Origin of the sequence: Lactiplantibacillus fabifermentans DSM 21115 (genome assembly GCF_000498955.2) — a bacterium.
Classification (GTDB): Bacteria; Bacillota; Bacilli; order Lactobacillales; family Lactobacillaceae; genus Lactiplantibacillus; species Lactiplantibacillus fabifermentans.
On the sequence record NZ_AYGX02000087.1, the window covers coordinates 1 to 15,975 of the forward strand.

At 46.2% G+C, this 15,975-nt stretch carries 11 protein-coding genes; 2 read left to right on the forward strand and 9 right to left on the reverse strand.

All coding sequences use genetic code 11. The features are described from left to right. Positions 1–666 precede the first annotated feature (666 nt). From DY78_RS08510 to DY78_RS08555, 9 genes are all read right to left on the reverse strand, one after another. The gene (locus tag DY78_RS08510) at positions 667–1,059 is read right to left on the reverse strand and encodes a type II toxin-antitoxin system PemK/MazF family toxin (protein ID WP_024625297.1); all 393 of its coding nucleotides are present in this window, start codon (positions 1,057–1,059) and stop codon (positions 667–669) included. A 415-nt stretch (positions 1,060–1,474) separates the two neighbouring features. After that, on the reverse strand, positions 1,475–2,602 hold the full coding sequence (alr, locus tag DY78_RS08515; protein WP_024625298.1) for an alanine racemase: 1,128 nt from the start codon (positions 2,600–2,602) through the stop codon (positions 1,475–1,477). Then, entirely contained in the window at positions 2,602–2,964 is a 363-nt protein-coding gene (acpS, locus tag DY78_RS08520; RefSeq protein ID WP_024625299.1) for a holo-ACP synthase, read from the reverse strand. Before acpS ends, alr begins: the two co-directional genes overlap by 1 nt. Before the next feature lie 830 nt (positions 2,965–3,794). Further along, the gene (gene cshA, locus DY78_RS08530; RefSeq protein WP_024625300.1) at positions 3,795–5,372 is read right to left on the reverse strand and encodes a degradosome RNA helicase CshA; all 1,578 of its coding nucleotides are present in this window, start codon (positions 5,370–5,372) and stop codon (positions 3,795–3,797) included. A gap of 266 nt (positions 5,373–5,638) precedes the next feature. Then, a complete protein-coding gene (locus tag DY78_RS08535) occupies positions 5,639–7,018 on the reverse strand; it encodes a UDP-N-acetylmuramoyl-tripeptide--D-alanyl-D-alanine ligase (RefSeq protein WP_029779058.1) in 1,380 nt (459 codons plus the stop codon). 760 nt (positions 7,019–7,778) lie between these two features. Further along, positions 7,779–8,567, reverse strand: coding sequence for a hypothetical protein (locus DY78_RS08540; protein ID WP_033612640.1), 789 nt, complete (start codon positions 8,565–8,567; stop codon positions 7,779–7,781). Between the two features lie 61 nt (positions 8,568–8,628). Further along, positions 8,629–9,531 (reverse strand): zinc metalloprotease HtpX, encoded by a 903-nt coding sequence (gene htpX / locus DY78_RS08545; protein ID WP_024625302.1) that lies wholly within the window; start codon positions 9,529–9,531, stop codon positions 8,629–8,631. Between the two features lie 11 nt (positions 9,532–9,542). Then, on the reverse strand, positions 9,543–10,103 hold the full coding sequence (locus tag DY78_RS08550; RefSeq protein WP_024625303.1) for a LemA family protein: 561 nt from the start codon (positions 10,101–10,103) through the stop codon (positions 9,543–9,545). 108 nt (positions 10,104–10,211) lie between these two features. Beyond that, entirely contained in the window at positions 10,212–10,916 is a 705-nt protein-coding gene (locus tag DY78_RS08555; RefSeq protein WP_024625304.1) for a class A sortase, read from the reverse strand. 980 nt (positions 10,917–11,896) lie between these two features. Between DY78_RS08555 and DY78_RS08560 the strand changes: the two genes are divergently transcribed. Both DY78_RS08560 and DY78_RS08565 read left to right on the forward strand, forming a co-directional pair. Next, entirely contained in the window at positions 11,897–13,033 is a 1,137-nt protein-coding gene (locus tag DY78_RS08560) for a baeRF6 domain-containing protein (protein ID WP_024625305.1), read from the forward strand. 814 nt (positions 13,034–13,847) lie between these two features. Then, positions 13,848–15,905 (forward strand): beta-galactosidase, encoded by a 2,058-nt coding sequence (locus DY78_RS08565; RefSeq protein ID WP_024625306.1) that lies wholly within the window; start codon positions 13,848–13,850, stop codon positions 15,903–15,905. The last annotated feature ends 70 nt before the right edge of the window (positions 15,906–15,975 follow it).

The following is a 15,975-nucleotide window of genomic DNA, read 5'->3' on the forward strand; positions in this document are numbered from 1 at the left end:
GTTATGCTGAACAATTTGTCCAAAAATTCGGATTAAATTTGCAATCTACCATATTACTAACCGAATTATATTTTTATCCCAATGCGGATGTGCATTGCTCAAATAACAATAGCCTGCGTAAGGTGCTTCTTGCAAAGGTATACCGCTACTATCCTTGATAATTGCTACTTTCAAATGAGAATTCCAGCTATTTTGACAGTTTTCACCCGCTCATCATAACCAATGAAATCACAGCCAATTCACAACAACCGGCACTTATTGACTAATTGCAAAAGGACCACTTATACCACCTGTTGATAACTTGTTAGCAACCTAGCTGATATCAACAATCAATATAGCTGGAAGCGACTAGTGGGTGCGCCGTGGCGCAAAAATAACTTGGTGGGTTGGGCCAAGTTGTTTTTGGGGGTCGTCTTTTTTGACCGGCGACGGGTCATGGCCGGGCAAAAAAGCGCCCTCGGGACCGCCCTATGGCCCGAGGTCTACCCCACGGCGCGCCCACTAGTCGCTTCCAGCGGCCATCCAACTCCAAAGTAATTTAACGCCAACAAAAAAATCCACCTGATGTCATATATCATCAAGTGGATTTTGCTTATCGTTAGTGCCCAAATGGATTCGCACCGAGTTGGATCAATTATATGTAAATGACTAATCCCCATCGCTTAACTATGGTTGCACGGTACGTCGGGCGCGATGTTTCGTCCGGTCCGCCAGTCCAATACTAATTTGTAATGCATTATCAACGCGTTGCATCGTCGATTCGTCCAGATGCGTCACGCGGTCTTTTAAACGTTGTTTATCAATCGTGCGCACTTGTTCTAATAGCACGACTGAGTTTTTTTCAATCCCCGTATGTGCCGCATTGATGTTCACATGCGTAGGCATTTTAGCTTTTTGCACCTTAGCGGTAATTGCCGCGACAATCACCGTGGGACTGTAATGATTACCGACGTTATTTTGAACAATTAACACCGGTCGCATGCCACCTTGTTCGGACCCCACGACCGGCGAAAGGTCGGCATAAAAAATATCACCACGTTTAATGTCAGCTGCGGCCATCGCCTCATCTCCCTTTATAACTGACGCCATAGCCACCGTTGCTGCCCCGTTACAGTCCTAGTTGTGGCTATTCTTGCTACTCATAATATCATGAACACACTACATTAAGCAACCGTTTACCTATTTCAGCGGACAAAAGCTAGTGATAATCAGTTTATAAGCTACTTAATATCCTTGACCGCCTGATTTTCATCATTGAATCTTGCTATGAATGAAATATACACCATATTCGCCGTTAATCCCAATAATAACTAGCGCGAATTACGGTTGCCACTGATTATAACTACTGATTGGAAGCTAACATGGCCGCATCAGTTAAATAGACATATAAATAGCCGCCACCAATTTTGGTGACGGCCGATTTATATACGATTCAAATAAAAAAACGAACTAAGCATAAATTAATTGTGAACCCTTATTCCGTATAAACCCGTGGCAACCGTGGTGCTAAGCCACATGCGATTTCGTAATGAATCGTGCCACAATAATCGGCAATATCTTGTAACGTAATCGTTTGATCACCATCAGTACCGACGAGCGTGACCGTGCTACCAACCGGAACTTCATGCGGTAACCGAACCATCATTTGGTCCATGCAGACGCGACCGACAATTTCACAAACTTCACCGTCCACCAGCACATGGAATCCTTGGAGCCGCCGTTCGTAACCATCGGCGTACCCAATCGGCACGGTCCCAATCCATTCATCTTGCGCCGCCGTGTATGTGGCACCATAACTGATGGACTTACCGCGCGCAAGCTTTTTCACGAACGATAATTGAGCTGTTAATGATAGCGCTGGATGTAGCCGATATGGTGACGTTAATTCCGTCCCGGAAGGGTTCAAACCATATAACGCGACCCCAAAGCGAATCATATTGCCGTTACATGCTTGATGCCACAAACTGGTAGCCGAATTGGAAACGTGCACGTAGCGTGGTAATTCATCGATTACCGCAATCAGCTGCTTCCAGTTATCAATTTGATGTTCGAAGTACGTATCATCGGCTTGGTCCGCAGTTGCAAAGTGCGTGAAGACCCCTTCAAAATCAAACGGAGAAGCCGGTGTATTCAACGTTTTGACGGCTACGCTTAATTCAGCTGGCGTTTGAAAGCCAATCCGGCCCATTCCCGTATCGAGGGCTAAATGCACGTGCAACGGTGCACTCACTTGATTAGCCGCTAAAATTGACTTAGCTTGGTCTAACCATTCCTGCGACCCGACCGCAACCGAAATATCTTTTTCGGCAATCAGCGGTGCATATTCCGGTTCCGTAATGCCGAGGACTAAGATGGGTTCCGTAATGCCGGCCGCGCGTAACGCGAGGGCTTCATCTAAAATAGCCACGCAAAAGCCCGTGGCACCAGCTTGTTTGGCGGCTTGGGCCACTTGAATAATGCCGTGTCCATAACCGTTTGCTTTAACAACGGCCCACAATTCCGTTAACGGATCTTTGCGGGTCATTTCTTCATTGATATTATGTTTAATTGCCTGCAAGTCAATCTTGACTTGGGTGTGGCGGTGTTCCCCAATTACTACCATCACAGTTTGCCTCTTTCCAAAATAACTTGTGTCATGACAAGTTGGTCAGTATGCGAAATCGAAATCCAAGCAGGCCCATCAAAGGGGTGCTTAGTAATTGCCGGCCGACCAGCCGCATTATCTAAAATCTCAACATCTTGAAAGCCGACTGCCGCGCCAATTCCGGTACCGTAAGCTTTGCTATACGACTCTTTGGCCGAAAACCGGCCCGCCAAAAATTCCACTTGACGTTTTTGACCGTAAGTCTTAAAAACGGCGAGTTCCGCCGGCGTCAAAACTTTTTCCGGCAATTTTAATCCTTGTACTAACATCGCTTCAATTCGACTAAGTTCCGTCAAATCAATCCCGGTACCATAAATCACAGCGCCATCGCCTTTCTAAAAAGTGGTTATTTCCAATTTACCACAGACGTGCCAGAAGTAACAGGTTAACCAGCACGCAACCTTTTCATACTTACATGAAAAATGTTTGTTTTAGTGGACGCTAGCTACATTGACGCCGCCATCGTTACCATTAGTTTACCGCAATCAAATTAACTATTAGTATCATTTAAACTTGCAACGACTATCAACCTAAATATTATCGCTAACGCTTAGGACCACCGATAAGCTAACAAACATCGCGAAAAACACCGTCAACAATCTATTCACAGCACTTAACGCGTATCAACCGCTACGCGACCAGCTAATCAGTTAACTAAACTATCTTATTCAACCGTATAATAACACTAACCGACATTCCGACTATCAACATTGCCAACATCTATAAAACCAACTGTTACCGTTTAGCCGGAAGCGACTAGTGGGCGCGCCGTGTCGCAAAAGCAAGCTCGCTTAATATTAATCATGATTGTGGTGAGTTAACTGTATTTTATACCAGTAATTGAAAATAACGACCAACACACATGGTGTGAGCACCCAACCATCGACACGCTATTTTTATGTCAAAATCAGTTTAGCGGCCTGCTGACCGTAATGGAAGGTGCCATGCAGGTGGCGTTAACGGGATTGGTTTTTATCCCGTTTACACCACGGACGTCTTTTGAGACTTGGGTTTCAAGCTCAAAAGCGAGGTCCAAGACCGCTTCTCAGGCTTGGACCGGTCTCCATGGCGGCTGGAATTACGGTCTGCCGGTCGCGGCAAAAAAAAGCCGAGCAACAAGTGCTCGACTTTTTTGGGAAATGACATTTAATTAGTCGTTAGTGCGAATCGTGTAGCTCCGCTTAGTGCTTTGCTTGCGACCATCGTCGTGGTTACGATTGCTGCTCCGGTTGTCGTCACGGCTGCGTGACTTGTAACCATTGCTCTTGCGATCGCTGTTACGACGGTTACGGTTGCCACCTTCACGATTGCGACCATTGTGGGAGTAACCGCCATGATTGTTGCTGTTGCGGTTACGATTACCACGATAGCCACCGCCCCGACGGTTACCGCCGCCACCTTTGTGACGAGGTAATGGGCGTTCTGGGGTAATCTTAACAGGTACAGCTGAGGCGTCATCCTTAGTTAAGTCGTTCAATAAAGCGGCCACTAAGTCAACAGCATCATACTTTTGCAATAATTCTGTGGCTTGGTCAGCATACTTGTCAGTCGCCGTCTTAGCAACCAACGTATCAACACTAGCTTCGGCAGCGGCGATTTGGCCGGCAAAAGCTTCTGCTTCAGTTGGTGGCTTCAATGGTAACATCCGCTTCTTGGTCAACTTTTCAATGACCCGTAAGTATTCCATTTCGTTTGGTGTAACAAACGTCAATGAAACCCCTTTGTGTCCGGCCCGGCCTGTCCGACCAATCCGGTGAACATAACTGTCGGGATCTTGCGGAATATCGTAGTTGTAAACGTGGGTCACACCAGAAACATCAAGTCCCCGAGCGGCAACGTCCGTAGCTACTAAGATATCTAATTTACCCGCTTTGAATTGACGCATGATTTGCGTCCGGCGTTGTTGCGTTAAATCACCATGAATCCCAGCAGCGTTGTAACCACGTGCTTCAAGACCCTTTGATAATTCATCAACCCGGCGCTTCGTCCGACCAAAGACAATCGTTAATTCAGGTGCCTGAACATCGAATAAGCGCGTCATGATATCGAACTTTTCGTATTCCTTGGCTTTAACGTAATATTGGTCGACCGTATCAGCAGTCATTTCTTTTGATTTGATCTTAACGTGGTGTGGTTCATGCATGAACTGCACCCCGATGCGCTTGATTTCAGGCGGCATCGTTGCTGAGAACAACATCGTTTGACGACTGTCAGGCACTTGTTTGATAATTGATTCAATATCTTCCAAGAAACCCATGTTTAACATTTCGTCAGCTTCGTCTAAAACTAACATTTTGATATGATCAAGCTTAACGGTGCCGCGACGGATATGGTCAAGCAACCGTCCGGGAGTCCCAACTAAGACTTGTGGATTTTGTTCCAAGTTTCTGATTTGGCGACGAATATCCGCACCACCATAAACCACTTGGGCTTTGGCACGTTCATCTTTACCTAATCGGAAAATTTCTTCTTGTGTTTGAATGGCTAATTCACGCGTTGGTGAAATAACTAAAGCTTGGATGTGATGATTGTCGAAATCCAAACGTTCCAAAATTGGCAATGCAAACGCGGCGGTCTTCCCGGTCCCGGTTTGAGCTTGGCCAATGACATCTTTTCCTTCAAGCACCATTGGAATGGTTTCGGCTTGAATGGGGGTCGCTTCTTCATACCCGGCCCGCTTAACGGCTTTAAGTAGGCTATCGGATAAGCCTAGTTCTGTAAACTTCAAATATGTTTCCTCCTAAGGATGACACCATGGGATTACAGGCAGCTAGGGAAAAATCCGTTCCCCGTGGGGCGCTGCATGTAAGCCAACGGTCTGACTTTCAAATAGTACAACTGAATTATCATACACCGGTTAATACAAATTAGCAAGAGAGACCTCCGGCGTAATGACGTGGGTTTAGCGCCGTTAACTTTTGTTAGCGTCACCATTGCCCATCCAGCGCTAGCGGTCTCTCAGTTTAAAATATTTTCATTTTTATATTATGATTTTCAGGCCGTTTCCAAAGCGGTCAAAACTTTTTCCAAATGAATGCCGTGACTCCCTTTAAGGAGCACTTCATCATCGGCCGCGACCGTTTGTTGCAACGCCTCAATCATGGCCGGTTGTTGGTCCATGGTGTAGTAATGGACGGCAGTTTCGGGATATTTCACCTTCAACGCCGCCGCTAACGCTTGCATGTGTTCCCCATTCAAATAAACGCTTTGAATCGTATCGGGGTTGAGTTCACTCGCTAAGCTAGCATGCAAGGCATCAGCTTGATCACCTAATTCCAACATATCGCCTAAAACGGCAATCCGTTTACCATTCGTTGGTACCGCCGCAAAGGCTGCCAACACACGTTTAGCCGCGGTTGGATTAGAATTATAAACGTCGCTCAAAATGGCTTCACCTTTGTGTCCGGTCAACCATTCGGTCCGGTTTTCAGTCGGCACAAAACTAGCAATCGCTTTTTGGGCAGATTCAGGACGAATGTGGAACGTGTCCCCAACTAATAAGGCTGCCAACGCATTATTGACGTTGTAAGCGCCCATCATTGGAATCGTGTAAGTCGCATCGGGCCACAAGTTGGTCTTAAATGACGTGGTGGCGCGACTCGTTTCAACATCACTACCACTCAACGTGTTATCCGCATCGAGGCCAAATGTCCGTTGGCGTTGTTTGACATTTTCCGCCCGGTCTTGTAACAACGGTTCGTCACCATTAAAGATGAACGTGCCGTCTGCTTTTAAGCCGTTAATAATTTCCAACTTGGCATCCGCAATCTTATCGCGCGTACCGAAGAATTCGATGTGTGCTTCCCCAATCATCGTGATGACGGCCACATCTGGTTGGACTAAGCGGCTCAAGAAGTCGAGTTCACCAAAATGGTCCATGCCCATTTCAACGACGACCACTTCCGTATTAGGTTCCATACTCAATAACGTAATCGGCACCCCGATTTGGTTATTAAAGTTCGCGTGCGTCTTAGTCACGTTGAATTGCGTGCTCAAGACACTGGCAATCATATCTTTCGTCGTGGTTTTCCCATTACTACCCGTAACAGCGACGACTTTTGGATTAATTTTTTGTAAATAATATTGCCCCAATTGTTGTAACGCTGTTAGCGTATCGCCAACCAAAATTACCGGTAAATCCTTGGGCGCACTATCCGCGTGGTCACTTGCCCATAACGTGGCCACTGCCCCATGATCAATCGCACTTTGGATAAATGCGTGGCCATCATTTTCGCCAACTAACGGGATAAATAAATCGCCAGCGGTTAATTTCCGGCTATCAAAGGATACCCCCGTTACGCTAACTTCCGGCCAGGCTTGTTCCGCGTTGACCGCGCTAACCGCCTTCGCAATTTCGGTAACTTGCATCTTCATATGACTAAACTCTCCATTCGTGAGGCCGACCATCGCCGGCACACTATTTGACTAATTTCGGTTACTTCTCATAATAGCTCAATAAATTTTAGCTACTCGCACTCAAGATTATACCACTTTGCTAGGTTGAACGGGAGGTTTGGTGTTAGTGGTGCTTGCCGCCGGGCGCTACTAGGCGAGCCACCATGGGGCAGACCTGACGCCATAGCCCGGTCGTCAGGGCGCTTTTGAGCCTGACCATAACCCCCTGTCAGTCTCAAAAGACGGCCCCAATTATTGGTCGCAACCCCACCGACCAATAATTGCGACACGGTGTCACGCCTAGTAGCGCACGGCTAAATGGTAACATGGCTTTTAACTGGACTCACCATAGCTCCGTGTCAAAAATGCATACCGAGGTCAGCCACTTTCTTTTGCATATCTAGTAGCATCCCAGCTTAAAATATCTCGCCGTCACACATAACTTCCACTAATAAATATTCTAACTGTGCGACAATATTAACTCGATAGGTAGTTATTTTCCCAATGAGTTGATATAAATTTGGGGTCATAATTCAGAGACATTCAGCGAAAATGATAATTCAACAGTGACTGACACAACGATTATAGCTCGCCATTTACAAACAACATGCAATTCAGTTGTGGGTCAAGGGTAATTCCGGTCGCCACGGCGGCTGGAATTACCCTTGACCCACAACGCCAAATAACTGCGGCAAAAAAAACGACACCCAAGGTCAACCCTTAGATGTCGTCGTAAATGCTATAAATGTTCTTCGAAAGCGGTCTGGTCGTGGACGTTTAAGCCCCATTCACCAGAATTCAAGTTGAATTCTAACGTCGCCACATTATGCGTGCGCCGGCTCTCGTCGTTGCGAGCCGGGTCAAAAACTTCGATGTCATTGTTGGTCATCTCAGTGTGCACTGGCACTAATAATTGGCGCTGACGAACCATGGACTGATCAAAGTAAATAAACAAACCATCGGGCATCAACCGCACGAGTTGCTTTAAAATCGCTTCGGGCACCCGCGGCACTTGTAACGTCCGCATAAACATCCGGCGCCCCCGATAAGCTTCTAACGTGTGGCGGACAATCGCCGCGCTTAAAACGTGACTGAAAGCCGAAATATAATAGAAATAAATCTTAATCCCACCGTTGCGTTGTTGCAAGAACACGTAATGATTACGTAACTTGTAATTGAACGGCGAACGAATCGGTCGGTCCATGTGACCTAAATATAACAGCTCCGCAATTTCGGTCGCGGTTAAAAAGTCTAAGTCCCCGACTTCATCATAGTCCATCCATTTAACGGGTAAGGTGTGACTTTGCAGTAAGTACCGGCGAATCTCGTTTTCATCATTAATGACATTCAAACCAGTGTGAGCGTTGACGGCATGTTCATCGTCATCCAACCCGACTAAAGACACCAAATTATCAGGTAATCGTTTAATACCATGCACAAAATCGCTCTGGTCGATCCCGTAGGCAAAGACCAAATTATCTAGTTTTTCTAAATTGGCGTAAATATATCTGCGTTGCAACCGACTCACTCTTTCAACTGTCTTATTTAATTTTATTATAATCCGTTATTAAGCTAACGTCAGTCTTTTATTACATATTTTTTAGCCGGGCAATCCGATCGGCCATCGGCGGATGGGTATCGAATAAATGGGCCCAAGATTTCTTCGCCTTAAACGGGTCTGAAATGTAAAGGGCCGCACTACTTGGGTCCGCTTGTTTCATCGGTTCACTGTCATCAATAGCGTTTAACGCATCAATCAGACCTTGCGGATTCCGTGTTAATTCGACGGCGCCGGCATCGGCTAAATATTCGCGATTCCGCGATAACGCCATTTGCACTAAGCTGGCTGCAATCGGCGCTAAGATAATCACCACAATGGCTAAAACCATCAGCAGGGCTTCAACCCCACCGTTACCATCACGGTCGTTATCCCGGCGGCGGCGACCACCACCCCACCAAAATGAATTCATACCCCAATTGACCAGCAAACTAATTGCGGCCGTTAAAGCTAACGCAATCGTTTGAAGTCGAATATCATAGTTGCGGACATGGGTCATCTCGTGACCAATCACGCCTTCCATTTCTTCGCGGTTCAAGCGGGCTTGAATCCCCGTAGTTACCGCCACGGCGGCATGTTCGGGATTGTTGCCGGTGGCAAAGGCGTTCGGACTGGCATCATCAATAATAAAGACTCGTGGCATCGGGACTTTCGCGACCAATGCCATGTCTTCCACAATATGCCATAGTTGCGGGTCGTCGTCCACTGAATGCAACTCGCGCGCATGATTCATATTCATGACCACATCGGTCGATTGACCAATCATAATCAACATATAAATGGCGGCGACAATAATCGCCATAATCAGTCCCGCGCTGGCACTGTTAAAAAACACGTACCCGACCGCGGCCCCAATTAAAGCTACTAACACGACAAAAGCGGCCATCACGTAAACCGTGTGCCGCTTGTTGCGGGCAATTTGCTCAAATAACATGGGCGTAACCTCTAATCATCAAATGAAACTTTCGGTGCTGCTTTTTCCGCTTCGGGCACGGCCAAAAATTCGACTGCTTGGAAGTGGTGAATGTTAGCAATAATGTTTGACGGAAATTGTTGTAACTTCATGTTGTAACTTGAAGCGCTAGAGTTAAACAATTGCCGTGAATAAGCAATCTTATTTTCCGAATTCGTTAATTCTTCCATTAACTTGCTAAATTCTTCGTTGGCTTTCAAATCCGGATAGTTTTCCGCCAAGGCGAAAATACTCTTCAATGAACTCGTCAATTGATCCGATACCGCCATGGCTTGTTGATGATCGCCACTAGGCACTTGGGTCAATTGATTCCGTAATGAAACTACTTGTTCCAACGTACTCTTTTCATGCTTTGCGTATCCTTTAACCGTGCTGACCAAGTTCGGAATCAAATCGTTACGCCGTTTTAATTGCACGTCGATTTGGCTCCAAGCTTCACGCGTATACATCCGTGACTTGACCAGGCCGTTATAGATAATCACATAAATCGCAATCAAGATTAACACGACTGCGATAATAATTAATCCAACCATCAATGGACCTCCTCAGATATGTGGCATCAGGCACTTGTCCTGACACCGAACTAGTACCCCTATATTGTACCGTGAATTAATTGCGAGCGACACTAGATTCCCCAAAAATTAATACTTGTTATTGAAATGACTTGTAAATGACTTCTGGACACTTGCGGGTGCTTTTTTGAACGCCCACTTTTGCTGATACGTCCCGCGAATCATCAGGCGACCCGCCCCAGTCTTATCACAAGTAATTAAGGTGACCAGCTTTTTACCCGGCACATCGTCAACAACTTGGACATCGGTTGCCGCAATAAATTTACGCGTCGTCGTCTTATAAGCATAAATATTTTTCGCATCGGACAAATAAATCATCTGACCAACTTTACTCTTATAGTAGAGCGGACTAAACAGCGCGTTATGCTTAATCATATGATGACCGGCTAAGGCATAATTACCTTGGCCCATCTTTTGATCCGCCTTCATCGTCCCGGCAGCTAACGCTAACGTTTCATTGCTGACCCCTTTACCAATCGGCAAATATAAGTTGACCGATGGAATCGAAATCGACCCAATCACGCTGATGGAATTCTTATTCATCCGCGCCTTAGCGACCGTTTGAAAATCTAATGATTTCACTTTAGAAAAGTTGAAATCGGCTTTTTTCTTACTATTACTTTTGACTGTCTTAGTCGTCACACTTGGTGCATAAGAACTGACTAACCAACTTTTGATTTGTTCATTAAAAATAAGCGCTAGTGAGAGCAAAATCAAAATTACAAACAATCCCCGACCTAACCACTTTAAACCGGCATGTTTCTTTGCTGGCATACTTCCGCCTCCCAATAATCCTTAACCGCCTAAACTACTGCAGTATAAGCTAAATATACCCTAATCCGCTGGAAGATGAAAGTCTTGGGTTGGCGTATTGCCGCCAGTCGGCCCGCGGTGAGAACGTCACGGGGCAGACCTGACGCCATACCCCGGTCGTCAGGGCGCTTTTCAGCCCGGCCATAACCCACTACCGGTCTAAAAAGACGACCCCGAAAATAATGTGACCCAACCCGCCACATTATTTTCGCGACACGACGTCGCACCGCGGGCCGACTGGCTAAATAACAACCATGATTTCAATCAAACGTAATCTAACTGTCACATCCACATGCTAGTTTTCGTAACGGTTGACTCAATGTCTATTTCCAAAGCAACTATCATTAACTCAGGTACCATTATTGATAAACAATTAATTTTGGCAAAGTCACTCGCAACTTCATAGACGGCTATCAAAAATTGCAGCACATTTGCAGTCATATCATTTTTACATGGAAATCAATTTAGTTGGGCGTTAGTTCGGCATGCTTTTTGCCCAGCTTACGGCAACAACATCTTTGAAGATTCCCTATCAAAATTGGTTACTATTACAATGAATTAAGCATATTTCACAATGACAAGTAAAAATGATGTCCAACACAAAGGTTCCCAACCATCAGTGGATTAGAGCGACACCATACTTATCAAAAAAACAAGCTAGCTGCCGGCTGACCGTAATAGAAACCGCCATGCAGGTGGCGTTAACGGGATTGCTTTTTATCCCGTTTACACCACGGACGTCTTTTGAGACTTGCTTTTTTAGGCACAAAAGCGAGGTTCAAGACCGCTCCTCAGGCTTGAACCGGTCCCCATGGCGACTGGAATTACGGTCAGCCGACAGCGGCAATAACATTTTTATCTTATCGTAAGCATAACGCTTGCATAATTGTATTCAAACCTGTTATCCTGTTATTACTCAAAATAGAAAGTAGGTTGGACCTATGGATACCATGGTAAAAAATGATCTCAATCACTTAATGCAACAGCGCGATGCTGGACCATTCATCGCCATCTATCTGAATACTGAAGCCGTCTTAAATGACATGCAACATCGGCGCTTAGAATTGAAACAATTGATGAGCACCGCACGACAACAGTTAGCCCAACGCTTTCCAAAAACGAATTGGCAACCTTATCAAACCCAGCTGGAAGATTTAGCCGCTGATAACAGTTTTTGGCTCCAACATACGGGACCACAAACCGGCTTAATTTTAAACGCTAATGAGTGCTTAATATACGATTTACAAACCCCGACAACTAACCAAGTCGTCGTCAATAGTATGCCAGCCATCCGCCCAATCATCGCGGACCGCCAGCGACAATTCGACTTTGACTTGCTAACCATTAGTGAAGATTCGATGCAACTTTACGAACAACGGTATGGTGATTTAGTTCAAGTCGACTTGCCAGACGATGCCCCCACGACCTTGAAAAAGGCCCTCGGTGACGAGCTGCGCGGCGGTGATTTGAACTTCAACTCGAGTCCCACACACGGCGTGAACTATCACGGTCACAATGCCAAAGCCGAAGAGCGCGATGTCGACCAACGTAATTATTATTTACAAGTCGACCAATATTGCTTAACCCATTCACAAGCGTCGCAACGGCCGTTAATCTTAATGGGCTTATCGCATAATCAAGCGGTCTTCCGTAAACTCAGCAAGAACCCATATTTATCACAACATTTAATGATTGATAAATCACCGAATGGGTTGAATTTAGCAGATATTCAAACGGCTACGATGCCCGTACAAGACAAGTGGCATCACCAATTGACCGATATTTTACTAGAACGGTATGACACCGCCAAATCCCGGCAACGGGCTTTAGATGACCCGTTCGACATGATTACCCCGGCTTTACATGGTCGCATCGACACCCTGATTGTCGCCGACGACGCCCAAGTTAGCGGGACTTTAATGCCAGACGGTCACGTTGAAACCGGCGAATTAACGATGCCCGACAACTTAATCGACGACCTCGTCGACGTGGTCATGAGCAAACAAGGCCAAATCCGCATCATCCCAGCGGATCGCATGCCAACCGAAACTGCCGCATTAGCATTATTACGCTACTAGCCGCCACTGCAAAGCCTCATTTATTGAGGCTTTTTTTGCGTGGTATGTATGGGCCGCCTCCAGCGACTAGTCAGCCCGCCGTGGGGTAGACCTGACGCCATAAACCGGTCGCCAGGGCGCTTTTCAGCCCGGCCATAACCCGCCGCCGGTCTAAAAAGACGACCCCAATTACGCTGGGGCCAACCCCGCCCCGGCATAATTGCGACACGGCGAGCTGACTAGTCGCTTCCGGCTAAAATTTTAGATATCTTTATCCTCATGCAAAAATACCATCACGACTTACTCACCTCCAATTCGCATTAAACAAATTTGATAATCATATATGTAATTACCTCGCACTATTTATCAAGCGACACATTGCTGCTGTAAAAGTACGCTAACCGAGTAACACTATTTATTTAACTCTAAGTGTTTGGCTAAAACCAACTACGCCAGTCAGTCATGCAGATATGTCATATTGCCATCCTGAAAACGTTCATTAGCTGCCAGTCCGGGACAATGGCGCTGTGAAAATGTTCTTGGCGAGTGTTTTTTGGTCGCTTAGAACATGGGTCGTGTTGACAGACAAGTGGACTTTGCTTGGCTGTCAACCGCCGCTTGAGACCGCCCTTTGGCTCAAGCGGGTTGCCCCACAGCGTCATTGTCCCGGACTGGCAGCGGCAAAACATTTTAAACCGCATTTTTTGATGTTTTGACAACTCGTTAAACATCAGATAATGCGGTTATTATTGTCAGAACCTATGATAGGCTTAATTTTACGATGGAATTCACTTATACTTTAGCCAAATAGTTTTGAAAGAGAGGGACTTTAGTTATGAGTAATCCGTTGCCGATTAGTGAATTTTTGCATGGTGGTGACTATAATCCGGATCAATGGCTCGACCGCCCGGATATTATCGACCAAGATTTTAAATATTTTGATGAAGCCCACATCAATAGTGTGTCGTTGGGCATCTTTTCATGGGCGCAGTTAGAACCAGCCGAAGGACAATATAACTTTACGTGGTTGGATGAGATGTTTGACCGCGCGGAAAAACAACATATTAACGTGGTGTTAGCCACGCCGAGCGGGACCCGGCCGCGTTGGTTAGCAGAGAAATATCCCGAAGTTTTGCGGGTCGCCGCTAACGGTCAACGGAATCATTTTGGTGAACGCCATAATCATTGCTATACCTCGCCAATTTATCGTGAAAAAACACAAGCCATCAATCGCCTGCTCGCTAAACGGTATGGTAAACGCGCTAACTTAGTGTTATGGCATATTTCTAATGAATATAGTGGTGCTTGTTATTGTGATTTATGTCAGGCAGCGTTTCGTGATTGGTTAAAAGCCAAGTATCAGACCTTGGATGCGTTGAACCATGCTTATTGGAATGGCTTTTGGGCGCATGCCTATACCACTTGGGACCAAGTGGCAGCGCCGATGCCGAATGGTGATATGAATGTGCTCGGCTTGAATTTAGATTGGAAACGGTTTGTTTCTGACCAAACCATCGACTTCTTCGACAATGAAATTAAACCCTTGCGCGAGCTCACGCCTAATATTCCCGTAACGACGAATCTCATGGGCGGTAATCCCCCGACTTCAGACGTCTTTTTTGACCTCGATTATCAAAAATTTGCCCAACATCTCGACATTGTCAGTTGGGACTCCTACCCGAACTGGGGCAATGATTACGAAAGCACCGCTAAGTTGGGTATGAAGACGGCCCTAATGAATGACAGCATGCGCAGTTTGAAACACGCTAACTATTTAATTATGGAAAATACCCCATCGCAAGTGAACTGGCACCAATTTAACCATGCCAAGCGCCCGGGAATGCATGCCATGGCGAGTTTGCAAGAAGTCGCACACGGCGCTGATTCGGTGATGTATTTCCAGCTCCATCAATCGCGTGGTGCCTCGGAAATGTTCCATGGCGCCGTCATCACCCATCAGTTGAGCGACCAAACCCGCGTCTTCAAAGACGTCACCCAAGTAGGCCACATCTTACAACAACTCCAAGCGGCCCACGCTACCAACTATGTGGCGGCAAAAGTGGCGATTGTTTTTGATTACGACAACTTGTGGGCGTTAGACGATGCGCGCAACTACGCCCAAACAACGAAAAAATACTGGACGACGATTCAAACGCACTATCAATATTTCTGGGAACATAACATCCCGGTTGATTTGGTCAGCACTGCCGATGACTTAACCGCCTATGACCTCGTCATCGACCCGATGCACTTCATGATGAGTCCCACCTTTGCCGCCAAGTTAAAGGCTTACGTTGAACAAGGCGGTCATTTGGTCGGGACTTACATTACCGGCGTGGTAGACCGCAACTACTTGGCCTACTTAGGCGGTGGTATCCCCGATTTGACCGCCACTTACGGTATTAAAGTAGCCGAAACGGACACCTTGTATCCTAAACAGCATAACCAGTTGCGGGCCGACACCTATCAAAAATATGCCGTGAACGACTATGCCGAAATCATCGACTTAGCGGGCGCTGAAAGTCTCGCCACTTATACCGAAGACTTTTACGCTGGCAGCCCAGCCTTAACCCAAAATACGGTGGGCGCCGGGACCGCCTACTATATGGCCGCCCGTGGGGAACAAGCCTTTTTAGCTGATTTTTATCAACAACTAGATGAAAAACTAAAGTTATCCCCAACCTTACCCATCAAAACGTTAGGCACACCCGTCTCGATTCAAGTTCGGGAAGATTCACAAGCGAAATACTATTTTGTGATCAACTTCAGTCATGAGCCCCAAACACTGACTTTAGCCACTGAATTAACCGATGTCTTAGCTAACAATCACCCTGTCAGTGGCCAACAGTCGCTGGCCGCTTATGGGGTTCGCATTTTCAGCAACCTTAAATAACGGTGCCAAAAAATGAGGCTGTGACATAAGTCTCTAAATTTAAAGCTGGTGAAGTGAAATCTTCGGATTT